Raw genomic sequence first — 21829 nt, forward strand, 5'->3', positions numbered from 1 at the left:
TAATAAGGCTAAAAAGGATACAATATATAAAATTTATGAAAATTTTGAAAGGACGAAATTGTGAAATTGTTAGTTGTTGATGACAGTTCTACTATGAGAAGGATTATAAAAAATACCCTAACAAGACTCGGACATAATGATGTTCTTGAAGCTGAACATGGAGTTGAAGCTTGGGATTTACTTGAAAAAAACGAAGATATTAAAATTCTAATTACTGATTGGAATATGCCTGAGATGAATGGCTTAGAGCTTGTTAAAAAAGTAAGAGCAGAAAAAAAATATGAAGATATGCCTATTATTATGGTTACTACCGAAGGGGGCAAGGCTGAGGTGATTACTGCCTTAAAAGCAGGGGTAAACAATTATATAGTTAAGCCTTTTACTCCACAAGTATTAAAAGAAAAACTTGAAGATGTTTTAGGTACCGGCAACGGAGACTCTGAAGCTGAGTAATTTTTAATAATTAATGCAAAAATTTTATTATGAACTGTTTCTTGAAATTCAAGAGCAGTATAAAAATTTATTTCTTGATTTTGTTTTCGATTTGGGTGTAGACGCTATAGAAGAAAAAGATAATGGTATTTATATACGCTCGGAAGAAAATTTAGAAGAGCTTGCTTGGGCAATTGAAATTTTTGCCCAAAAATTAAGTCAAAGATTCAATTTAAAAGAAAATATTATACTTCATAAAAGCATTGAAAAAAAAGAAAATAAAGACTGGGTGGAAGAATATAAAAAAGGAATAAAGCCCATTTTAATTGATAATATTTATATTCATACTACTTGGCAAGAAGAAAAAGAAAATTATCTTAATATTAAAATCAATCCTGCTTTAGCTTTTGGTTCTGGGCATCATGAAAGTACTTATGGCTGTGTAAAATTTCTACAAAAATTTGCTAAAAATAATTCAAGATCTTTAGATATAGGCTGTGGAAGCGGTATCTTAGCCATTGTTATGGCAAAATTAGGATGCAAAGTTGAAATTTGCGATACTGATGATTTGGCTATTGAAAGTGCCTTAGACAATGCAAAGTTAAATAATGTAAATTTCGCACAAGCTTGGCATGGTTCTGTAGATAAGGCAGAGGGATTATATGATTTGGTGGTTGCAAATATAATTGCTGATGTGATTTTGATTTTAGAAAAAGATATTAAAAAGCATTTAGAAGATAATGCTATACTTATCTTATCTGGAATTTTGGATAAGTATAAAACAAGAGTAAAAGAAAAATTTCAGGATTTAGAGCTTATTGATGAAATGCAAATCAATGAATGGTGCTCTTTGGTATATAAAAATAAAACAAAGGAAAAATGATGAATAATAACAACAATGCTCCTAACAATAAGGGTAATCCGCAGGGCAATAACTTTTTCAACAAGAATCCAATTTTTATTTTTGCGATTTTTGCTATTGTTATGATAATTGTCTTTAAGGGATTTTTTGATGGCAATGGATCTTTAGGTGGTGCTTTAAATGGAACTGAGGTTAGCAAAAATGTACCTTATTCTGAACTCAAAAAACTTATTGAAAGTGGACAGATCAATCAAGTAAGTATAGGACAAACTACTATAAAAGCAGTTTCTAGTGCTCAAAATACAGTCTATACTACTAAAAAAGTTAATGATCCTGAATTTGTAAGCTTGCTTGATAGTAAGAATATTGCTTATGGAGCTTATTCTGAAACAAATTGGTTTACAGATATTTTATTTTCTTGGGTTTTGCCTATATTTATTTTCTTTGGAATTTGGATGTTTTTGGCAAGTCGTATGCAAAAAAACATGGGAAGTTCTATACTTGGTATAGGCAGCTCTAAAAAACTTGTAAATTCAGAAAAACCAAAAGTTAAATTTAACGATGTTGCGGGCGTAGAAGAGGCAAAAGAAGAAGTTAAGGAAATAGTAGATTTTTTAAAATATCCAGAAAGATACATTAAGCTTGGTGCAAAAATTCCAAAAGGTTTATTGCTTGTAGGACCTCCGGGCACAGGAAAAACATTATTAGCAAAAGCAGTAGCGGGTGAAGCTGATGTGCCATTTTTTAGCGTTTCGGGTTCATCTTTTATAGAAATGTTTGTGGGTGTGGGTGCTTCTCGTGTGAGGGATTTATTTGAAAATGCAAAAAAAGAAGCTCCTGCTATTGTTTTTATCGATGAAATTGATGCCATAGGTAAAAGTCGTGCCGCAAGCGGTATGATGGGTGGCAATGATGAAAGAGAACAAACTTTAAATCAGCTTTTAGCTGAAATGGATGGTTTTGGGACTGAAAGTTCTCCAGTAATTGTTTTAGCAGCTACTAATAGACCTGAAGTTTTGGATGCGGCCCTTTTAAGACCGGGAAGGTTTGATCGTCAAGTTTTGGTTGATAAGCCTGATTTTAAAGGTAGATGTGATATTTTAAAAGTGCATATGAAAGATGTGAAAATTTCTCCAAAGGTTAAAGTAGAAGATATAGCGCGTTTAACCGCAGGGCTTGCGGGAGCTGATCTTGCAAATATTATCAATGAAGCAGCGCTTTTAGCAGGTAGGGATTCGAAAAAATATGTAGAACAAAATGATCTTGTAGAAGCTGTTGAAAGAGCTATAGCTGGCCTTGAAAAGAAATCACGTCGCATTAACGACAAAGAGAAGAAAATCATTACTTATCACGAATGTGGACATGCTTTAATTGCTGAAACTACAAAGGGTGCAAAACGCGTTAGTAAGGTTTCTGTGATTCCTAGAGGGCTTGCTGCACTTGGTTATACACTCAATACGCCTGAAGAAAATAAATTTTTAATGCAAAAGCATGAGCTTATTGCCGAAGTTGATGTGCTTTTGGGCGGGCGTGCTGCAGAAGAGGTATTTATAGGCGAAATTTCTACCGGTGCAAGCAATGACCTTGAAAGAGCAACAGATATTATCAAGGCTATGATTTCAATGTATGGTATGAGTGAAATTGCAGGCTTGATGGTGCTTGAAAAGCAAAGAAATACTTTTTTAACAGGTGGCCAAACTATAAAAGATTATTCTGAAAAAATGGCTGAATCTTTAGATGATTATGTTAAAAAGACTTTGGATGAGCGTTATAAAGATGTTAAAGACACTTTAAATACTTATAAGGGTGCGATTGAAACCATGGTTGCAGCACTTTATGAAGAAGAAACCATAGAAGGTGCTAAGGTAAGAGATATTATCAAAAGTTATGAAAATGAAAACAATCTTCCTACGCGTTTGCAGGAAATAAACGAAGAACATAAAGAAGAAAGCAAACAAGCAGAGTAATGGGAAAATATATTACTAAAGAAGGACATTGGTTTATAGCTATAGTTTTTATCTTATTTGTTATTTGTTGGATATTTTATAGCTTTTCTGTCCTTCTTTTTTTATTTTTATTGGTACTTTTGTTTATTTTTAGAATCCCAAATCGTGTAAGGGTATGCAATGATAGTAAGGCTATATTATCACCTATTGATGGCAGGATAACTAGAATAGAAAATACATTTGATAAATATTTAGGTGAAAGTGTTGAAATAAGCATTAAAAATGCTTTTTATGATGCTGGAGCTTTTTACACTCCTTTTAAAATGGATATTAATGATATTGCGCTAAAGCATGGACTTTTTTTATGCAGCGAATTAAAAAGCGCTAGAATAATGAATGAAAATGTAAGTATTTTTGCTTCAAGTAACGGATCTAATGTTGTTTTACGGATATATGCAGGCTCTTTTGATAGAAAATTGAAGCTTGATAATTTATCTCATAGCTTGACAGTTGGAGATAAAATGGGTTTTTTAATTAATGGAACCATAAGTATTTTATTGCCAAGAGATACACGAATTCATGTAGGACTTGGAGACGAGTTAAAATCAGGTTCTTTATTAGGCTACTTAGCTTAAGGATAAAAAATGAACAATAATAAATCACAATTTATTTATATTTTACCCAATCTTTTTACAGCAGCTTCAGCGTTTTTGGGTGTAATTTCTATAATCGCCTCTATACAAGGCAATTATTATATGGCTTTATTGTATATTATTTTTTCTTTAATATGTGATGGTCTTGATGGTCGTGTTGCAAGGCTTACAAAGACTACTTCTAAATTTGGCATTGAATTTGACTCTTTGGCCGATCTGATAGCCTTTGGCGCCGCACCGGCCATATTTTTTTATATGGTTATTGGCTCTGAATTTGGAAGATATGGCTCTTTAATAACTGCTTTTTTTGTTGTTTTTGGAGCAATACGCCTAGCAAGATTTAATGTCACTACAGGAACTTATGAACCATCTGTTTTTATAGGACTTCCTATACCTACTGCTGCTGTAGTAAGTGCTATTTGGACTTATAGTTATTATTATTATGATTTTTTAAGAGCATATGGAATCATTTTTTTAATCTTGCAAGCGATTTTAGGCTTGCTAATGGTTAGCAATATACGCTATCCAAGTTTTAAAAAGCTAGATTTTAATAGATCAAGTGTTTTAAAGGTTTTGATTATCTTAATTATTGTTTTTTCTTTTTTATATCTTTATCCACTTGAAAGTTTAGTAATCTTAGCAAGTTTGTATGTGATTTATGGGATAATAAGAGCGATTTATACCCTTATTTTTTCTAAATTTAAGATGAAAGCTTAAGCATAGAATTGAGCTATAGCCTCACATTCTGCTTTGCTAAATCCAGCCTTTATTCTTGCTTCGATATTAAGTTTTTTACCTGCTAGGGAAAATTGATTAAACATTTTACAAAGTTCTATAAAATCATAATTGTTTTGATTGGAAAATTTCCACCAGTTATCACCCTTGCTTACATGTTTTATTTCATCATTTAAGATAATATGCAAAACATCTTTTAAAAGACTTTTTATGGGATGGTTTGAGCTTTCAAGTTTTGCTACTACAAAAGGATTTGCATCAAGCCCCTTGGCTTCTAACCCTCGGTGAACCACTCCCATTCTTAAACTCAAACAATCTTTTGTGGCTTCAAGCGCGGCTTCTAAGTTATCATGAATAGCAAAATCCCCATATTTATAACCTAGCTCATCTAATGCTGCATTTAAAAGCTTGAAATGTTTGATTTCTTCATCGGCAACTTCTAGCCAATCGATATAAAATTGTTGAGGCAGATTTTTAAAACGATAACTTGCATCTAAGGCTAAATTGATAGCACTAAATTCTATATGCGCAATGGAATGAACAATCTTTGCTAAAGAATGGGTAGAATTTACAAATTTAGGGCGTCTAATGCGAGTAGGGTGCAATAATTTTAAAGCAGGGTTAATATTTGTCTTAAAAATACTTCCTTGCTCGTGATTAAAAATGAATTTTTGGCTTTTAAAATCATCATAAAATATAGCAAAATTTTCAAATTTGTTATCAAGATTTTGCTCATAGAGTATTTTTTCAAGTTCATTAAAAAATTCTTTTTGCATTTTAAGTCTTTCTAAAATATTTTTTTGATTTTAATATATAAAACTAAATTTTTACTATAAAAAATTCAAACTAAAGCTTTTTTGGAAAATACATTTTGATAAAAAATAAAATTTGCTATAATTCTTAAGTAGTAATTTAGAACAATTTCATCAAGGATAAACTATGAAAAAATTAAACGAAGAAGAAGCTAGGGTTATTTTAAACAAGGGCACTGAAGCTCCTTTTAGTGGTAAATATAATAATTTTTATGAAAAAGGGATCTATCTTTGCAAGCAATGCGGGTCTAAGCTTTATAGATCTGAAGATAAATTCAAGTCAGGTTGTGGATGGCCAAGCTTTGATGATGAAATCAAAGGGGCTATTAAAAGACTTCCTGATAAAGATGGCATTCGCACGGAAATTGTATGTGCAAATTGCAATGGCCATTTAGGCCATGTATTTGAGGGAGAGGGTTTTTCTGCTAAAAATATTAGACATTGTGTTAATTCCATCTCTTTAGAATTTGTAAAAGGTGAATAATAAATGTTTTCAAATGTAGGCTCTGAGCTTTATTTAATGTTTTTTGCGGGCATAACATTATTGGCTGTGTTAAATCCTTTTGGTAATTTAACGCAATTTTTAGCCATGAGCGATGGCCTACCTTTAGCCCTTAGAAAAAAACTTTTTAGAACTATACTTTATACAGCATTGGCTATTGTGCTTGCTTTTTTATTTTCAGGACCTTTGTTTATGAATTATATTTTTAGGGTTTCTTTAGATGATTTGAGAGTTTCTGGGGGTTTGGTTTTAATTATAATGGCTATTAAAAATTTATTATTTTCAACCAAGCTTGCAACTCAAAGTTTTGATTCTTATCAAGAAGCAAATGAGAAAGAAATTTTACGCCAAAGTTTAATACCTATGGCTTTTCCAATGCTTGTAGGTCCTGGAACCTTAGCTAGTGTGATAGTGATTTCAGAGGATGGTGGATTGGATATAGCTTTTGGAGGTGTGATAATAGCTTTTATTTTTATGTTTGCACTTTTTCATTTTGCTGCTACGATTGAAAAAATTGTTGGAAAGCTTATTTTACATGTCTTTTCGCGTATCGCTCAGGTTTTTATTGTGGCGATGGGGTGTAAGATGATTATAATAGGTATCAAAAATATATTTAACATTTGATTAGACAATAAAAAGTTGATATGAATGCAAATCACAAGCTAATGATAATCAAAAATTAAAAAATAAGTATAAAAATGAAGAGAAGTTATATTTGATTGATTAAGGTGCTAAAATTTGTAAATCCACTTTCTTGATCACATTTTTCTTTTAAAATATTTAAAAATATTTTTCTTTCGATATTTTTAGCTCCCATAAATTCTAAATGTTTATTATAAACTTGACAATCTATGACAAAATCATAGGGTTTAAGAAGCTTGCAAAGTTTGATTAAAGCTATTTTTGAAGCATTTTTTCTAAGGCTTACCATACTTTCTCCAAAAAAAACCTTACCTATAATCAGTCCATAAATTCCCCCAATTAATTCTTTATCCTCATAAAGTTCTAAAGTATGAACGTATCCTTGTTTAAAAAGCTCATAGTAATTTTCTATAAACTCATCATCAATCCAACTTTGAGGACGCGTGTTGCGACACAAATGGATAAGGCTTAAAAAATCATAATCAAGTTTAATTTGATAAAGATTGATAAATTTTTTCATATTTTTTTGGATATGAATTTCGCTGGGATTTAATACACATCTAGGATCAGGGCACCACCAAGTAACGGGTTTGTTGGTCCATGGAAAAAGCCCAAAACGATAGGCTTTTAAGATAAAATCAGGTTCTAGTTTTTGACTTAAAAAAACGGGTGCGTCTTTGGGCGCATCCATAAGTTTAGAATATAAGATCGAGCTTTCCATTTTTATTAAGCTTGATTTTAGCTATCCCACCTTTTTTAAGTTTTCCAAATAAAATTTCATCACTGATTTTTTCTCCGATTTCTTCGGAAATAATGCGTTTTAATAATCTTACTCCAAATTCTTTATTGTAGGCTTTTTTCGCTAAGTATAGCTTAGCTTTTTCATCAGCAACTAATTGGATATTTTTAAGATTTTTAGAAATTTCATCTAATTCTTTTTGAATGATTTTAACAAGCACAGTATCATCTAGATCGTTAAAATGAAGAATTTTATCAATACGATTGATAAATTCAGGTGCAAAAAAATCTTTAATAGCACGGTTGCTTTTTTCTTCATTTTTGCTTAGGAATCCAAGCTCATTGCTTTCTTTTAGCCCTAAATTTGAAGTCATGATTATAATAGTATTTTTAAAGTCAGCTTTAAGGCCACTATTGTCTGTAAGCTCTGCATTATCAAAGATTTGCAAGAAAGTATTGCTTAAATCAGGATGAGCTTTTTCTATCTCATCAAAGAGGATAAGACTGAAAGGATTTTTTCGAACCGCATTGCTTAAAAGTCCTCCATCTTCATATCCCACATATCCTGCAGGAGAACCTATGAGTTTGCTTATGCTATGTTTTTCTGCATATTCGCTCATATCAAAACGCTCTAAATTTAAACCTAAAAATTCTGCTAAAACTTTGCAAAGTTCAGTTTTTCCAACTCCGCTAGATCCTGTAAATAAAAATACTCCTCGTGGGGTATTTAAATTTTTAAATCCTGCAAAACTTTGTTTTAGGGTCGCAACAAGCTTGTCAATCACTTCATCTTGACCAAATATTTTTGCCTTTAAATTAAGACTTAGATTCATCAAGGCTTTATTTTGATCAAATTCAAACATTTTATGATGATGAGTCATTTTGGCTAAAACTTGTTCTAAATCTTTAATATCGGCATTTTTTTTAGTTTTTGCCTTAAGAACATAAGAAGCTCCAAGCTCATCGATAAGATCTATAGCACTATCAGGAAGGTATTTATCGCTGAAAAATTTCTTGCCCCAAACAATAGCTTGCTGAAGGACTTCATCACTAATTTTAATCTTATGAAAATCCTCATATTTGCTTTTTAAACCTTGTAAAATTTGAAAAGCTTCTTCTTGGCTTGGTTCATCTACATTGATTTTAGCAAAACGGCGACTTAAGGCTTTGTTTTTATCAAAAGTATTTTTATATTCCATAAAAGTGGTTGCACCTATACATTTTAAAGTGCCATTGCTTAAGGCTGGCTTGAGTAGATTAGAAAAATCTGTATGTGATTCTCCAGTTGCTCCAGCTCCAACTATGGTGTGAATTTCATCTATAAATAAGATAGCATTAGGAAGTTTTTGAAGTCCTTCTAAGACTTCTTTGATTCGTTTTTCAAAATCGCCACGATATTTAGTCCCTGAAAGCAATCCTGCTATATCTAGGCTAAAAATTTTAGCATTTTGCAAATTTTTTGGAACTTTTTTTTCAGCAATGGCCAATGCAAGTCCTTCAACTATCGCAGTTTTTCCAACTCCAGCTTCTCCGATTAAAATAGGATTGTTTTTCTTGCGTCTTGATAGGATTTGTATAATGCGCTCAAGCTCGAATTTTCTTCCTATTAAAGGGTCTATTTTACCTTTTTGCGCCAAAAGCGTTAAGTCGCTTGCGTAAGAATTTAAATTTTCTATTTCGCTATTTTGTTTAAAATCTTGAATTTTTTCTAAATTCATACCATGTTTTTGTAAAAGAAAGCTCGAATATGTCCTATCATCTTGGATGAGTTTTTCTAAAAAATCAATGATTTTTATTTCATTTTTATGATTAAGAATTTCATCTAAAACTATAGAATTAACAGGTTCGATTTCTTGATCCAAACTTTGGTTTTTTTCTGCTATATAATTTTTAAGTTCACTTTCTAAAAGTTCAAATTCGGCATCTGCGAGTTCTTCAAATATTGATTTAAAATCTGAACTTAGTTTTAATATAGCAAAAAGCACATGCTCACAAGTTGTAAATTCATGACGATTGATAGTGCTTAAATGTTTAGCATTATCAAGGTATTTTTGTAAATTTTCTTGATATTTCATTCTTCTTCCACTCTAGTTTGTAAAGGAAAATTTGCCAATTTAGCAGCATCAGAAACTTTTTTTTGCTTTGAAAGTGCAATTTCTTGAGTGTAAATTCCACAAATTCCACTGCCATTAAGATGAACCTCTAACATAATTTTATTAGCTGTTTCAAAATCATGGTAGAAAATATTGATTAAAACTTCAATAACAAAGTCCATCGTGGTTACATCATCGTTTAATAATATAACCTTAAACATTTTAGGCTCTTTAAGCTTACTTTTTTCTAATACTTTTAACTTTGGCATTATTTTTCTTTATAAATTTTATCTAAATCATCTTGTATAAAATCTGTTGGAATTTTACCTAAATAAAAATTTGTTGAAGTGTTACTATCCCAATAATTGCTAAGATTTTGATAAATTCCATTTTTCATTACTACTTTAAAAGGCAATTGCTCCATGCTTTGATAATCTATATCTTTTAAAATTTGAGCAATAATACGATCATTTTGCGAATCATTACTTAAGAAATAATAAGCTCCATAATCATCAGCAAATTTTTTAACCGTTTCATCACTTACATCTTCAAAATGTGTTAGCCCCATGATAATAAATTTATTTGAGTTATTTTTCCAAAGTTTGCTAAGCTCTAAAGCTTCTTCTTTGCAAGGAGCGCAAAAAGTTCCAAAAAAATCAATCATCAACACTTTATCTTCCTCGCCTTCAACAATGAAGCCTTTATCGGTTCGAATTAAGGTTTTAGCTCCTCCATTTACGCTATTTAATACAATCTTATCGCCTTTGCTGTATTCTTCAAACATAAAATCATTTTGTATGTCTTCTTGGTGCGAGCAAGCGCTTATAAAAAAACCTATAATGATAAAAAATGACAATATCGTTTTCTTTTTCATACTAGTCCTTTATTTGTAATTTTTCATAGCAGATCTTGCTTCCATATCTGCTTGTTTTTTCTTTAAACTTTCGCGTTTATCGTGCAGATTTTTTCCTTTGGCTAAGGCTAGCGTGGCTTTAACTTTGTTTTTATGGTTAAAATAGAGTTCTAAGACTACCAAGGTGTATCCCTCAATACTAACTTTGCCTAAAAGCTTATCTATTTGTTTGCGGTGCATTAAAAGTTTTCTAGCAGCTCTTTCTTCATGTTTATAATAAGAATGCGTAGTGCTAAGGTGCGATATATGAGCATTTAGCAAAAATAATTCACCCTTAATAATACGCACAAAAGAGTCTTTTAAATTTGCCCTTCCAGCGCGTAAAGCCACGACTTCACTACCCTTTAAAACCACTCCTGATTCAAAGCGTTCTATAATGCTATAATCAAATAAGGCTTTTTTATTTCTAGCAATGACTTTCATTGATGTACCTTAAAAACACTACTTCCGCTTCCACTTAGGAAAAAACCTTGTTCTAAAAAAAGAAACATTTTAGGATATAAAGTTACACAAGGAGTAAATAAATCATTAAGCCGGGTATTTTTAAAAGTTTCTAAAAGTTCTTTCGTGTTTAAATCTTTGTAAATTTTAGCTTCAAGAATGTTTTTTTCAAAATCAATTTCCCCTTTATCAAATTCATCATAAACTTTTTTAGTTTGACAAGATACTTCAGGAAAAACCCATTCTAGGCTCGGTATAGTATCATTAAATTCTTCTATGATTTCACCACATCCGCTTACATTAGCACTTTCAAAACCACTCAAGAAAAAAGCAATATCACTGCCTAGTTGAGTGCTTAATTCTATAAGTTTTTGAGTGCTTAATTTTAAGTTTAGTTCTTCATTAATTAGCATTAAAAAACTTGCGCAATCACTACTACCTCCCCCAAGTCCTGCACATGTGGGGATATTTTTGATTAATTTTAAGCTTTTGGTTTTAAAAAATTCTTCTAATTTATTTTGATAGCCATTTTGACAAAGTAAATGATAAGCTTTTGTGATGATATTATCCTCGCAATTAAAATTGCTAATGATTTCAAAACCTTTAGGAGAATTAGAGCTTTTTTCAACGATATGAATTTCATCAAAAAGGTTTTTTAAAAGTATAAAGCGAGATTCTAAAAGATGATATCGTCTTTTATCAAATCCGACAAGTTTTAAAAAAATATTTGCTTTAGCATATGCTTTCATGGGATCAATTTTTTGCTTAAATCATCTAATTTAACATCGTTTTTTACCACAGAATGTAAATTCTCATCTTTGATTTGAGTAAGGAGTTCTTTTCTTAAAATCATTAGAGATTTTGGAGCATCGATGCCTATTTTGGCATATCCTTTTCCAGTTTGAACGATTTTGATTTCAATTCCTTCACCAATAACAATACTTTCATTTTCTTTTCGCGATAATATTAACATTTTTCAACCTTATTTAAAAGATATTCTACTTTATTTTCTTTAATATTTATAATACTAAAATACTTTTTATTTTCTATATAATAAAAACCCTCATCTTGAAATTTTAATTCTTCCAAGGATATTTTAGTGCCATTTTCAAGTTTTGTTAAATCTTTAATGAAATTGGGCTTTAAATTTAGATATTCTAACACATTTAAGCTTTTTTCGTGATTATAAAAAAATTCTCCCTCACGGGTGCGCTCAAGAGAACTTAAAGTGGCATTAATACCTAATTTTTTAGCAAAAAGCTCACAATAAGATCTTATATAAGCTCCTTCGCTAACGCTTAATTCAAGCTGTAAAAAGGGATGAGTATAATGTATGATTTTGCAAGAGAAAATTTCCATTATACAAGATTTTAACTCTATATTTTCACCTCTTTTGGCAAATTCATAAGCTCTTTTACCTTCTATTCTTTTAGCACTAAATTGCGGTGGAGTATAAGAAATTTTTCCTAAAAGTTCCATTTTGATTTGTTCTAAGAGTTTAATGTCAAAAGCTTTTATAAGCTTTATTTCTTGTATGTTTTTATTATCAAGACTTAGAGATTTAACCCCAAGCCAAAGTGTTGCTTGGTATGTTTTTGGAGTTTTTTTTAAAAATCTAAAAAGCTTAGTGTATTGCCCAAAGGCGACTATTAAAACTCCTTTGGCAAAGGGATCTAAGGTTCCTGAATAACCTGCCTTTTTATTTTTATATCTTTTTTTTATCTGACCTAAAAAAGCATTAGAACTCATTTCTGCGGGTTTAAAAGCAACAAAAATTTTATTCATACGGCTTTTTCCACAAAACTTGCCATAATAATGCGTTCTATCCCGCCAAAATTTATGGTAAGTTTTTCTTCTTTTGCGCTTTTATTGACACTAATAACGCGTCCTATGCCAAAAATTTTATGTTTGACTAGATCTCCTTTATGATATCCTTGTTCGGTTTTGTTTATAGAGATTTTTTCTGTTAATTGACTTTCTTCTAAAAAACGACTAGAGTCTAATTCCGTGCGACTTCCTCGGTAAAAACGAGATTTTGCAATGCTTAGCGATAGACATTTTTTAGCGCGAGTGATAGCCACATAAGCAAGGCGTCTTTCTTCTTCTATATCGCTTTCATTCAAAGGAAAAAATCCTTCTTCAAGTCCTACTATAAATACATGATCAAATTCCAAACCCTTGCTCGCATGCACACTCATAAGATATACACATTCTCCCTCAATCCCATCTTGATCGCTTAACAGTGAAATTTCACTTAAAATATCTTCTAGGGTTGTTTGTGGTTCTTCTTTTATTTTTTCTTTGATGCTTGCATAAAATTCATCAATATTTAATACGCGCTCATCGCCATCCTCTTGAAGAGCGTAAAATTCTTTAAGAGCAAAAAGTTCTTCAAATTTTTCAATCATTTTTTTTAAATCAGAATATTCTCTAAGTTTGTAAATATTTTGTATGAATTTTTTTGCCTCATTTTGTGCTTTTTTAAGAGAAAAAATTCCCACACTGCCATCGCTTTCGCACAATGCTTCAAAGAGTGAAATTTTTCTTTTTTGTGCATAATCTTCTAAATTTTGTAAAGCTTTTTCACCTATGCTTCTTTTAGGCCTATTGATAATGCGTTTAAAGGATAAATCATCATTAGGGTTGATTAAAATTCTAAAATAGCAAATGAGATCTTTGATTTCAAGTCTTTCATAAAAACGCATTCCGCTTAGCAATTTATAAGGAATTTTTTCCTTCATAAAGGCTTCCTCTATGGATCTTGAAAGAGCATTGATACGAAATAAAACAGCAATTTCTCCAGCATAAATGCCCGAATTTAAAAGCTCTTTGATTTTTTTAGCCACCAATGCACTTTCGATTTTTTCATTATCTGAACTTAGAATTTGAATATCTTCACCCTCATCTTTTGTGCAAAGTAGGGTTTTTCCAAGACGTTTTTTATTGTGTGATATTAGGTTATTAGCAGCTTTTAAAATCATACCCACAGAACGATAATTTTGCTCTAATTTAACAAGTTTTACATTTGAAAATTCACTTTGGAAATTTAAAATATTTTCTATCTTTGCACCACGCCAACTATAAATGCTTTGATCATCATCCCCTACAACGCATATATTTTCATGAACGCAGCAAAGATTTTTAAGAATTTTGTATTGTAAAGCATTGGTATCTTGATATTCATCGACTGTGATATAACGATAAAAAGAGCTTTGCTCTTTGGCGAAATTTTGATCATTTTCCAAAAGAATATTGGTCAAAAGTAAAAGATCATCAAAATCTACGAAATTGTGCTTGAGTAAATATTCTTGATAGTTTTGATAATAAATAGCAATTTTTTGCAAGGCTTGGTGTTTGATTTCATTATCTTTTAACAATTCTAGATCATTAAATACATCTTGAACACTTTTACTTTCATTTTTAAAGTGCGAGATAAACTGAAGAATTTGATGAGGGCTAGTTTTATCATCATTAATGAGTTCTTTTAAAATTTTTTTAGAATCATCATTATCGATGATAATAAAATTATTTTTTCTTCCTAATCTTTCTATATGGAGTTTTAAAAACAATAAGCCAAATTTATGAAAAGTGCAAAGTAAAGGATTTTCATTGCTATTAAGAAGGCTTAAGGCTCTATTTTTCATCACACTTGCAGCCTTGTTTGTAAAGGTTAGGGTTAGGGTATTGATAGCAGGAATTCCAACTTCCCCAATCATATAGGCAAGACGCGTTGTAATTGTTTTGGTTTTTCCACTACCTGCACCTGCTAGTATAAGCATAGGGCCATCGATATGACTTGCAGCCTCTTTTTGACTTTCGTTTAAACCTGTAAATAAATTCATTTTTTGAAAATGTCTTTGTTTTTAGGGTTGTTTAAAAAGATATTTTTGGATTTTTGTGACTTTGTATTATCTTTGCGTTTGTAAAAACTAAAATTAACAAACAAAACACTATTTTCAACTTGAATTTGAGTAATTGCTCCAAGATCTACTTTAACATAGCTAGCAAAATCATCAGGACCAAAACCTGCATGAAATTGTATATGATCTTTTTCTAATTGAATGGACTCAAAAGTATATCCTCCAAGGACAAATAATGCAAAAGGATTTTGTTTAACATCCAAATTTTCAGGCAACACAGGATCAAAATCAATAAAATTTGTATTAGCCACTATAGAAAATTCTATATTTTCTTGGATTAAGATTGAAAGTAAATCATAGCAATTTTTTTGCATTAAAGCAATGAAATTTTCATTTTCAAGAATTTTTTCTATCATTATTTTAGCCTCATAAATTCATCGATAAGTTTTTTGATTTCTACTATACCTATTTCCCAAAAGCTTTTATCTTCTATATCAAATCCAAACATTCCCACAAGTTCTTTTGGACTCACGCTTCCTCCAAGAGAGAGCATTTTGATATAAAGTTCTTTAAAATTGCTACAAGCATTGCTCTTGTAAAGCCCATAAAGCGCGAGTACTAAAAGCTGGGCATAAGCATAAGCATAACAATAAAAAGGGCTATGGATAAAATGAGGAATATAACTCCACCAAAGGGCATAATTTTTACTTAGTTCCACGCTTTCACCAAACATTTTTTGAGATTCTTCCATCCAAATTTGAGAAATTTCTTCACTTTTTAGCTCATTTTCATTAACATGAATGCGTCTTTCAAAACAAGTGAAATTAATCTGTCTATAAAGAGTGGCAAAAATATCTTCGATTTTTGCAGCATAAAGCGCTAACAATTCTTCTTTTTTGAGCTTGTTTTTAACATAATCAAATACCAACATTTCAGCAAACACTGAAGCAGTTTCAGCTGTAGTTAAAGGAGTATTTTGATTTAAAAAAGAAACATTATAAGAAAGTTTTTGATGTATGGTGTGTCCTAACTCATGAGCAAGCGTAAAAAGATCGCGCCTTCCATCTGTATAATTTAGCAAGATAAAAGGATGAGTATCTGGGGTAGCTGAATGTGAAAAAGCACCACTTTGTTTTTTATCTTGTGGATAAACATCTATCCAACCCTTTTTAAATGCTTCTTTTGCAATATCTCCAAGAACAGGAGAAAAATCATAAAAAGCATTTAAAATGATTTTTTTACTTTCCTCAAAACTGAATTTTGCCTCTTTGCCAATGGGTGCATAACGATCATAATCTTTAAGTTTGTTAAAGCCTAAAATTTGTTTTTTTCTTTTATAGAAATTAGATACGAGGTAAAAATGTTTTTGCGTGGTTTGAATCAGCGAATCAACACTTTGTTGGGTGATTTGATTTTGCAAGTGCCTTGGAGTTTCTGCGCTTTCATATCCGCGTAATTTGCAGATATTGTTTAATTCTGTTTTGATCATATTGAAAATAAAAGTGAGTAAATTTAAATTTTTATCAAGAGCTTTGGTAAATTTTTTAGCGGCTTTTTTTCTTATTTTTCTGTCATTATTGTAAAGCTTGCTTAAAATTTCTTCCTCGCTAAGCTTATTGCCTTCGAAAGGAATTTTTAATGCAGTCATGCTTTCATCAAATAATCTACTAAAAGCATTAGCTCCTGTGTTTGAAAGATAAAGCATTATGCGTTCTTCTTTTTGGCTTAGATTATAGCGTTTATTTTGAAGAAGATTTTGCAAGTAAAAATCATAGCCTTTGCAAAATTTAATCAATTCTTTAGTTTTTTCTTCACTAAGTTCACAAAATTCTAATTCAAAAAATAATAAATTTTCTTCTATTTTTTTACATTCTTGTTCATATTTAGCATAAAAAGAACCCTTGGAGCTATCCTTAGCAAAGCATAAATAAGCATAAGTCATAATTTTTGAGAGTATTAAATGTAAATGTTCGTATTCTTTTAAAGCGTTTAGAAAATCATCAGGGTTTAATTTATCTAAAGTAGTAGAATAATTTTTTTTGAATTCTTTAGATTGTTGAATATAGTTTTGCGTTGTGTTTTCTAATTCATCTTCGTTTTTAAACAATACTCCCAAATCCCAAGTTAACATATTTTCTCCTTAGCTTTCTAAAATCAATTTTTTTAAAACAGCCATTCTGATAGCAACGCCATTTTTAACTTGTTTTAAAACTAAAGCTCTTTCATCATCCATCACTTCATCGCTTATATCGATATTTCTATGTACAGGGCCAGGATGGAGCAAGATGAGTTTTTTATCTTTAATCAAATCAAGCTTGATACAAAAATCATTTGCATAATCTTTTAAAGAACCATAAATGATTTTATTATGTCTTTCTGTTTGTGTTCTTAAGCTCATTATAATATCGGTTTTTGAGATTAAATCTTCATTTAAAGAATAAGATTTTTTTAAAGGTGAATGAGGCATAAAATGGGGCGGTGCCACAAAGGTGATATCTAAACCAAATCTTGTTAGAAGCTCAGCGTTTGAAGAGGCAACTCTTGAATTTTTAATATCTCCTACGATTAAGATTTTTCTACCCTTGATATCACCTTTAAAATGTTCATAAATTGTAAAAAGATCAAGTAGGGCTTGAGTAGGGTGTGCATGTTTGCCATCTCCACCATTTACAACAGGACAATGCATATGAGAAGCTAAAATATGAGGTACTCCTGAATTTGCATGTCTTACTATGATAGCATTAGGACTCATAGCGTCTAAATTAGTCGCTGTATCATAGAGTGTTTCGCCTTTACTAGAGCTCGATCTTGAAACATCAAGGCGTAAAATTCTAGCTCCTAGTCTTCTTGCGGCACTTTCAAAGGATGAGAGTGTACGCGTGGAATTTTCAAAGAATATCGTTGTAACACTTTTGCCTTCGAGTAAGGTTCTAGGTTTTTCATCTAAAAAATTTCTTGCTTCTTCAAAAAGCTCCATTATTTCATCATTAGTAAAATCTTTTGTTGTGATGAGATGCCTCATTGTATTTACCTTATATCGTAATTTAACTCATCTTTAGAACAAATAGCACTAAATAAAACATCTGTTGAGCTATTTAATGCCGTTTCAACACTATCTTGTACTACGCCTATGATAAACCCTATTGCAACTACTTTCATAGCGATATCATAGTCTATGTTAAATAAAGAGCAAGCTAAAGGGATAAGTAAAAGCGAACCGCCCGCCACGCCACTTGCGCCACAAGCTGCAAAAGTAGCAATAATGCTTAATAAAAAGGCTTGCAAAAAACTTACTTGTATGCCAACGCTATGTGCGGCGCTAAGGCTTAGTATAGCTATGGTTACTGCTGCACCTGCCATGTTTATGGTTGCTCCAAGAGGGATGGAGATACTATAAAATTCTTTATTGATTCCAAGTTTAGCACAAAGTGCCATATTTACAGGAATATTTGCAGCTGAGCTTCTTGTAAAAAAAGCAAAAAAAGCGCTGCGTCTTAAGCAGATAAAAATCAAAGGAAAAGGATTTTTTCTAGTATAAATGAAAACAATTAAGGCATTGATTACAAAAGCAACAAAAAGCATAGTAAGTACAAGCAATACTAAGAGTTTTGCGTAGCTTAACAATCCTTGTGCTCCTGTTTGTGCCACAGAATTAGCCACCAAACCAAAAATTCCAAAAGGAGCGAGTTTTACTATAAATTTAACAATTTTTAAAACCCCTTCATTGATATCTACAAAAATTTGTTTTGCTTCTTGCGAGCAATTTTTCAAAGCTATACCACCGCCTATCGCCCAAGCTAAAATTCCTAAATAATTTCCACTTGAAAGTGCATTGATAGGATTATCTACTATATTTAAAAGTAAATTCTTAAAAATTTCATTTAAATGCATAGGAGAAGTATTTTCTGCTTTTTGAACTCCTTCTAGGACTAATTCCACAGGAAACATAAAACTTGCAATCACTGCACAAGCTGCTGCTAAAAAAGTTCCTACAATATATAAAATGACAATATTTCTTATCTTAGAACTACTTTGAGAAAAATCTCTCGTACAAATCGAAGTTAAAATGAGTATAAAGACAAGAATAGGAGCTATAGCTTTTAAAGCATTGGTAAATAAAACTCCCAATAAATTGACAACTTCAGCTATTTCCTTAGAGCTTATTCCTACGAGTATGCCTAAAATTATACCTGCGCAGATTTGAAGGATTAGACTACCTTTGGCGTAGCTTTGAACTAGTTTTGAGAACATAAGAACCTTTATTATTTTGAAATTTGATGCAATATATCGGACTTGATTTTAACGAACTTTTGCTTAATTTTAGTGAATTTTTTAAAGCATTAAGCTTGAATAAATTTATTTGAGTTAGAATTGTAACTCATTTTTTATGAAAGGACTTTTTATGTATCTATTCACTTCAGAAGTCGTAAGCGCAGGTCATCCAGATAAATGCGCTGATATAATCGCTGATACAATAGTGGATATACTCTTGAAAAATGACAAAAATTCAAGGGTGGCGAGTGAGGTTTTTGTCGCAGGAAATAAGGTTGTGATAGGAGGAGAAGTTAAATCAAATCACAAGCTTAGTAAAGCTGATTACGATAATTTAGTTAAAGATGTTTTGAAAAATATAGGCTATGATGGAGCAGGATATTTTAGTAAAGAACAATGTTTGCATCCTGATGAAGTCGATGTTATGGTATTTTTAAATGAGCAAAGCCCTGATATTAATCAAGGTGTAGATCAAGAAGATGGTGAAACAGGTGCTGGAGATCAAGGTATTATGTTTGGTTTTGCAAGTTGTGAGGCTAAAGAGTATATGCCAGCAGCTATAAGCTACGCAAGAGCGCTTTGTGATAAGGTTTATGCTTATGCAAAAGCTCATCCGCAAGAGTTGGGTGTAGATATTAAAACTCAAGTGACTATTGATTATGGTACAAAAGCTAATTTTGAAAATTGTAAACCGCAAAGTATTCATACTATCGTTGTTTCTGTACCTTGCGTTGAAAGTATGAAAATAGAGGATTTAAGAGCTTTAGTAAATAAATTGATCCTAGAAAGTGATTTACCAAAAGAACTTTTTAATCCTGAAAAAACTAGAATTTTGATCAATCCAACAGGAAAATATGTCAATCACTCTTCTTTACATGATAGTGGTTTAACAGGAAGAAAACTTATAGTGGATAGTTTTGGAGGATATGCTCCTATAGGAGGGGGTGCGCAATCTAGCAAGGATTATACCAAGGTTGATAGAAGTGGACTTTATGCGGGCAGATGGCTTGCTAAAAATATAGTCGCAGCAGGACTTGCTAAAAAATGTATAGTTCAACTCAGTTACGCCATAGGTGTTGCTAAACCTACTTCTGTAAGTGTAGATTGTTTAGGAACCAATACAGGGGTAAATGATGATGTTTTAAGTGATTTTGTAATGAAAAATTTCTCTTTAACCCCAAATTGGATTCGTGATAAATTTGGTCTTGATAAACCTAGCAAAGATACTTTTCTTTATGCTGATGTAGCAGCTCGTGGACAAGTAGGACAAAAGGATTATCCTTGGGAAAAACTTGATGCTATAGATCAATTTAAGACTTTAATTAAATAAGCCTTGTTTTTCAAGGCTTATCATACTTTAAATTTCATCTTAATATAAAACCAATTTAAAATTCAAACTTCATCAATAGACTTATTGAGATTGTAAAAGAATATATAGGCAAAAGTATCCACGATACAAGGTATGATAGTCCATTTCTTATGAATATGAAAAAGACAGAAAAAGCTTATTTGTAATCGCAGAAAGAAAAACAGACAAGCGATTGTTTAAATATCTAATAAGAGATTTTAAAGATTTAAAGGCTTTACAAAAAGCAAAGGATAAAGCCGAAGAGTTATTTTATCTTGATAGTGAGATGGTTGAAAACTCTAAAAAAATGCAAGGGATATTAAAAGGCTTGATAGATAAAAATAATTCTTAAGCCTTAATATCTATGCTTTTTGGTGCAGAGTTTAAAGAAAGAATTTTATTAAATTCTCCTGTATCATCATCGCTAAACTTCATACCAAAAAGAATTTCTAATTCATCGCTTGTGCTAAATTTACCTTCTAATAGTTTTTTTACAAGCTCGTTTCTTACATTATCATCTTTGTAAGTTTCTTTGTTTTTACTTTCTGCTTGTATAGGTTTAAAAGGCTTTTCTTTGTCTTCTTCTGAAGTTTCTTTGTTATTTGTATTTTTTAAAGGATTGCTATAATCTACACCTTTTGCCTTTTCTGTTTCTTCTAGTGATTTTACAAACTCATCGTGCCTTTGTTTAAAATCAAGATATTTAGTTTTAAATTCTTCTAGGCTCATATTAGAATTAATAAGCTTATTGTATTCATCTCCTAAATTCTCAATAGTTTTTATTAGTTTATCATCTCCTAAATTTTTAGCTCTATTTATATAATTCCATATTGATAAACTATCTCCCATAGGATTGCCCCAGCCATCTTGCTCGTAGGAATATTTTAAGGGATTTTTATTCATAAAGGACAAAAATTCTTTTATTTTATTGTTGTCCGTATCGCTATTAAGTCCAGCTAATTTACCCAGTAAGGTTGTTTGTCCTTTAATTGTGCTAAGATTATTTATAAAAAACGCAATTAAAGCACCACCTTTAGATATTTTGTTATCATGTATTTGATATTTATTAGAACCCAAATCCGCTATATTTTTATCAGCAAGCTTCCAAATGAAAGCATTATCGCTTTGTAATTCTTGCCAATAATTTACCCCATCTTTTTGGGATAGATTTTTTAAATCCTGTTCTTGAAAGCTTTCTCCTAATCCCTTATCTTTAACAAAAGAAGAAAAAGAGTTATAAGCATCTCCTATTGTTTTGGCAATGTCTATTTGAGAGTAAAAAGGTTGTCTTTTAATAAAGTTATTTACAAAATTATTTAAACCATCTGCATAAATCTTATAATCTTTTGGCAAGCCTGCTGCTTCGTTAAAATCACTTGTAAAAAAGCCCTCTTTATCTACGCCATAGCCTAAAATTTTATCTACTGCTTGTGATTTATCACTTACAAGGTTATTATTTGCTATGACATTAGATGATTTTGTATTTGAGGTATTATTTGTGTAATTGTAGTTTGAATAAGAATTTATACCATTAATCATTTTTGCCTTCCTGTAAGTAAAGTTTTATTTATAAGATAAAT

General features: G+C 31.1%; 24 protein-coding genes. 9 read left to right on the forward strand and 15 right to left on the reverse strand.

Features of this window, described 5'->3' with window-relative positions; genetic code table 11:
- Positions 1-60: 60 nt before the first annotated feature.
- From KAR88_RS05440 to pssA, 5 genes are read left to right on the forward strand one after another with little or no spacing between them, the layout of a single operon-like run.
- Positions 61-453 (forward strand): chemotaxis response regulator CheY, encoded by a 393-nt coding sequence (locus KAR88_RS05440; RefSeq protein WP_002777196.1) that lies wholly within the window; start codon positions 61-63, stop codon positions 451-453.
- 13 nt (positions 454-466) lie between these two features.
- Positions 467-1315 carry a 50S ribosomal protein L11 methyltransferase gene (locus KAR88_RS05445; RefSeq protein WP_002777195.1) on the forward strand — a complete coding sequence of 283 codons (849 nt, stop codon included), beginning with the start codon at positions 467-469 and terminating at the stop codon, positions 1313-1315.
- Positions 1315-3261 carry an ATP-dependent zinc metalloprotease FtsH gene (ftsH, locus tag KAR88_RS05450; RefSeq protein WP_002780655.1) on the forward strand — a complete coding sequence of 649 codons (1947 nt, stop codon included), beginning with the start codon at positions 1315-1317 and terminating at the stop codon, positions 3259-3261. Before KAR88_RS05445 ends, ftsH begins: the two co-directional genes overlap by 1 nt.
- Positions 3261-3875: a phosphatidylserine decarboxylase gene (locus tag KAR88_RS05455; RefSeq protein ID WP_002790132.1), complete on the forward strand. Its 615-nt coding sequence runs from the start codon at positions 3261-3263 to the stop codon at positions 3873-3875. The genes ftsH and KAR88_RS05455 overlap by 1 nt, the downstream gene beginning before the upstream one ends.
- 9 nt (positions 3876-3884) lie before the next feature.
- On the forward strand, positions 3885-4610 hold the full coding sequence (pssA, locus tag KAR88_RS05460) for a CDP-diacylglycerol--serine O-phosphatidyltransferase (protein WP_002777189.1): 726 nt from the start codon (positions 3885-3887) through the stop codon (positions 4608-4610).
- On the opposite strand, the gene KAR88_RS05465 is transcribed toward pssA, so the two are convergent.
- Complete coding sequence (locus KAR88_RS05465; RefSeq protein ID WP_002783701.1) at positions 4607-5404, reverse strand: ferritin-like domain-containing protein; 798 nt, start codon at positions 5402-5404, stop codon at positions 4607-4609. The two genes, pssA and KAR88_RS05465, sit on opposite strands and share 4 nt — an antisense overlap.
- Positions 5405-5567: 163 nt before the next feature.
- Here KAR88_RS05465 and KAR88_RS05470 point away from each other — a divergent pair, with 163 nt between their 5' ends.
- Both KAR88_RS05470 and KAR88_RS05475 read left to right on the forward strand, forming a co-directional pair.
- Positions 5568-5924: a methionine-R-sulfoxide reductase gene (locus tag KAR88_RS05470; protein ID WP_002782179.1), complete on the forward strand. Its 357-nt coding sequence runs from the start codon at positions 5568-5570 to the stop codon at positions 5922-5924.
- A gap of 3 nt (positions 5925-5927) precedes the next feature.
- Positions 5928-6566: a MarC family protein gene (locus tag KAR88_RS05475; protein ID WP_002777185.1), complete on the forward strand. Its 639-nt coding sequence runs from the start codon at positions 5928-5930 to the stop codon at positions 6564-6566.
- Positions 6567-6651: 85 nt separating this feature from the next.
- Here KAR88_RS05475 and aat read toward each other — a convergent pair whose 3' ends face one another.
- From aat to sstT, 13 genes are read right to left on the reverse strand one after another with little or no spacing between them, the layout of a single operon-like run.
- Positions 6652-7305, reverse strand: coding sequence for a leucyl/phenylalanyl-tRNA--protein transferase (gene aat / locus KAR88_RS05480; RefSeq protein ID WP_002777184.1), 654 nt, complete (start codon positions 7303-7305; stop codon positions 6652-6654).
- Complete coding sequence (locus tag KAR88_RS05485; RefSeq protein WP_002777183.1) at positions 7280-9397, reverse strand: AAA family ATPase; 2118 nt, start codon at positions 9395-9397, stop codon at positions 7280-7282. The genes aat and KAR88_RS05485 overlap by 26 nt, the downstream gene beginning before the upstream one ends.
- Positions 9394-9684, reverse strand: a complete 291-nt coding sequence (locus KAR88_RS05490; RefSeq protein WP_002777182.1) for an ATP-dependent Clp protease adaptor ClpS — start codon at positions 9682-9684, stop codon at positions 9394-9396. The genes KAR88_RS05485 and KAR88_RS05490 overlap by 4 nt, the downstream gene beginning before the upstream one ends.
- Entirely contained in the window at positions 9684-10289 is a 606-nt protein-coding gene (locus tag KAR88_RS05495) for a TlpA disulfide reductase family protein (protein ID WP_002777181.1), read from the reverse strand. The genes KAR88_RS05490 and KAR88_RS05495 overlap by 1 nt, the downstream gene beginning before the upstream one ends.
- A gap of 9 nt (positions 10290-10298) precedes the next feature.
- Entirely contained in the window at positions 10299-10751 is a 453-nt protein-coding gene (gene smpB, locus KAR88_RS05500; RefSeq protein ID WP_002777180.1) for an SsrA-binding protein SmpB, read from the reverse strand.
- Complete coding sequence (locus tag KAR88_RS05505) at positions 10748-11518, reverse strand: 4-(cytidine 5'-diphospho)-2-C-methyl-D-erythritol kinase (protein ID WP_002843227.1); 771 nt, start codon at positions 11516-11518, stop codon at positions 10748-10750. Before KAR88_RS05505 ends, smpB begins: the two co-directional genes overlap by 4 nt.
- Complete coding sequence (csrA, locus tag KAR88_RS05510; protein ID WP_002777178.1) at positions 11515-11742, reverse strand: carbon storage regulator CsrA; 228 nt, start codon at positions 11740-11742, stop codon at positions 11515-11517. The genes KAR88_RS05505 and csrA overlap by 4 nt, the downstream gene beginning before the upstream one ends.
- The gene (gene truB / locus KAR88_RS05515; RefSeq protein WP_002777177.1) at positions 11736-12554 is read right to left on the reverse strand and encodes a tRNA pseudouridine(55) synthase TruB; all 819 of its coding nucleotides are present in this window, start codon (positions 12552-12554) and stop codon (positions 11736-11738) included. Before truB ends, csrA begins: the two co-directional genes overlap by 7 nt.
- Entirely contained in the window at positions 12551-14611 is a 2061-nt protein-coding gene (locus KAR88_RS05520) for a UvrD-helicase domain-containing protein (protein WP_192801281.1), read from the reverse strand. Before KAR88_RS05520 ends, truB begins: the two co-directional genes overlap by 4 nt.
- Positions 14608-15045, reverse strand: a complete 438-nt coding sequence (locus KAR88_RS05525) for a hypothetical protein (protein WP_002777175.1) — start codon at positions 15043-15045, stop codon at positions 14608-14610. The genes KAR88_RS05520 and KAR88_RS05525 overlap by 4 nt, the downstream gene beginning before the upstream one ends.
- The gene (locus KAR88_RS05530; RefSeq protein ID WP_192801280.1) at positions 15045-16760 is read right to left on the reverse strand and encodes a M3 family oligoendopeptidase; all 1716 of its coding nucleotides are present in this window, start codon (positions 16758-16760) and stop codon (positions 15045-15047) included. The genes KAR88_RS05525 and KAR88_RS05530 overlap by 1 nt, the downstream gene beginning before the upstream one ends.
- Before the next feature lie 9 nt (positions 16761-16769).
- A complete protein-coding gene (locus KAR88_RS05535) occupies positions 16770-17651 on the reverse strand; it encodes an aspartate carbamoyltransferase catalytic subunit (protein WP_002777170.1) in 882 nt (293 codons plus the stop codon).
- Positions 17652-17656: 5 nt separating this feature from the next.
- Positions 17657-18880, reverse strand: coding sequence for a serine/threonine transporter SstT (gene sstT / locus KAR88_RS05540; RefSeq protein WP_002777168.1), 1224 nt, complete (start codon positions 18878-18880; stop codon positions 17657-17659).
- 151 nt (positions 18881-19031) lie between these two features.
- Between sstT and metK the strand changes: the two genes are divergently transcribed.
- Together metK and KAR88_RS05550 are read left to right on the forward strand one after the other, a co-directional pair.
- The gene (gene metK / locus KAR88_RS05545) at positions 19032-20231 is read left to right on the forward strand and encodes a methionine adenosyltransferase (protein ID WP_002777165.1); all 1200 of its coding nucleotides are present in this window, start codon (positions 19032-19034) and stop codon (positions 20229-20231) included.
- Positions 20232-20442: 211 nt separating this feature from the next.
- Positions 20443-20601, forward strand: a complete 159-nt coding sequence (locus KAR88_RS05550; RefSeq protein ID WP_002782163.1) for a hypothetical protein — start codon at positions 20443-20445, stop codon at positions 20599-20601.
- Here the strand turns inward: KAR88_RS05550 and KAR88_RS05555 are convergent.
- A complete protein-coding gene (locus KAR88_RS05555; protein WP_023890823.1) occupies positions 20598-21788 on the reverse strand; it encodes a hypothetical protein in 1191 nt (396 codons plus the stop codon). The genes KAR88_RS05550 and KAR88_RS05555 overlap by 4 nt on opposite strands.
- Between the last annotated feature and the right edge of the window lie 41 nt (positions 21789-21829).

Origin of the sequence: Campylobacter sp. JH23, assembly GCF_017846595.1 — a bacterium.
GTDB lineage: Bacteria > Campylobacterota > Campylobacteria > Campylobacterales > Campylobacteraceae > Campylobacter_D > Campylobacter_D coli.

What these genes read in the sequence shown, in the direction of transcription:
- KAR88_RS05445 (WP_002777195.1), top strand. Translation starts at nt 467, where the DNA reads ATGCAAAAATTTTATTATGAACTGTTTCTTGAAATTCAAGAGCAGTAT.
- ftsH (WP_002780655.1), top strand. Translation starts at nt 1,315, where the DNA reads ATGAATAATAACAACAATGCTCCTAACAATAAGGGTAATCCGCAGGGC.
- KAR88_RS05455 (WP_002790132.1), top strand. Translation starts at nt 3,261, where the DNA reads ATGGGAAAATATATTACTAAAGAAGGACATTGGTTTATAGCTATAGTT.
- pssA (WP_002777189.1), top strand. Translation starts at nt 3,885, where the DNA reads ATGAACAATAATAAATCACAATTTATTTATATTTTACCCAATCTTTTT.
- KAR88_RS05465 (WP_002783701.1), bottom strand. Translation starts at nt 5,404, where the DNA reads ATGCAAAAAGAATTTTTTAATGAACTTGAAAAAATACTCTATGAGCAA.
- KAR88_RS05470 (WP_002782179.1), top strand. Translation starts at nt 5,568, where the DNA reads ATGAAAAAATTAAACGAAGAAGAAGCTAGGGTTATTTTAAACAAGGGC.
- KAR88_RS05475 (WP_002777185.1), top strand. Translation starts at nt 5,928, where the DNA reads ATGTTTTCAAATGTAGGCTCTGAGCTTTATTTAATGTTTTTTGCGGGC.
- aat (WP_002777184.1), bottom strand. Translation starts at nt 7,305, where the DNA reads ATGGAAAGCTCGATCTTATATTCTAAACTTATGGATGCGCCCAAAGAC.
- KAR88_RS05485 (WP_002777183.1), bottom strand. Translation starts at nt 9,397, where the DNA reads ATGAAATATCAAGAAAATTTACAAAAATACCTTGATAATGCTAAACAT.
- KAR88_RS05490 (WP_002777182.1), bottom strand. Translation starts at nt 9,684, where the DNA reads ATGCCAAAGTTAAAAGTATTAGAAAAAAGTAAGCTTAAAGAGCCTAAA.
- KAR88_RS05495 (WP_002777181.1), bottom strand. Translation starts at nt 10,289, where the DNA reads ATGAAAAAGAAAACGATATTGTCATTTTTTATCATTATAGGTTTTTTT.
- smpB (WP_002777180.1), bottom strand. Translation starts at nt 10,751, where the DNA reads ATGAAAGTCATTGCTAGAAATAAAAAAGCCTTATTTGATTATAGCATT.
- KAR88_RS05505 (WP_002843227.1), bottom strand. Translation starts at nt 11,518, where the DNA reads ATGAAAGCATATGCTAAAGCAAATATTTTTTTAAAACTTGTCGGATTT.
- csrA (WP_002777178.1), bottom strand. Translation starts at nt 11,742, where the DNA reads ATGTTAATATTATCGCGAAAAGAAAATGAAAGTATTGTTATTGGTGAA.
- truB (WP_002777177.1), bottom strand. Translation starts at nt 12,554, where the DNA reads ATGAATAAAATTTTTGTTGCTTTTAAACCCGCAGAAATGAGTTCTAAT.
- KAR88_RS05520 (WP_192801281.1), bottom strand. Translation starts at nt 14,611, where the DNA reads ATGAATTTATTTACAGGTTTAAACGAAAGTCAAAAAGAGGCTGCAAGT.
- KAR88_RS05525 (WP_002777175.1), bottom strand. Translation starts at nt 15,045, where the DNA reads ATGATAGAAAAAATTCTTGAAAATGAAAATTTCATTGCTTTAATGCAA.
- KAR88_RS05530 (WP_192801280.1), bottom strand. Translation starts at nt 16,760, where the DNA reads ATGTTAACTTGGGATTTGGGAGTATTGTTTAAAAACGAAGATGAATTA.
- KAR88_RS05535 (WP_002777170.1), bottom strand. Translation starts at nt 17,651, where the DNA reads ATGAGGCATCTCATCACAACAAAAGATTTTACTAATGATGAAATAATG.
- sstT (WP_002777168.1), bottom strand. Translation starts at nt 18,880, where the DNA reads ATGTTCTCAAAACTAGTTCAAAGCTACGCCAAAGGTAGTCTAATCCTT.
- metK (WP_002777165.1), top strand. Translation starts at nt 19,032, where the DNA reads ATGTATCTATTCACTTCAGAAGTCGTAAGCGCAGGTCATCCAGATAAA.
- KAR88_RS05555 (WP_023890823.1), bottom strand. Translation starts at nt 21,788, where the DNA reads ATGATTAATGGTATAAATTCTTATTCAAACTACAATTACACAAATAAT.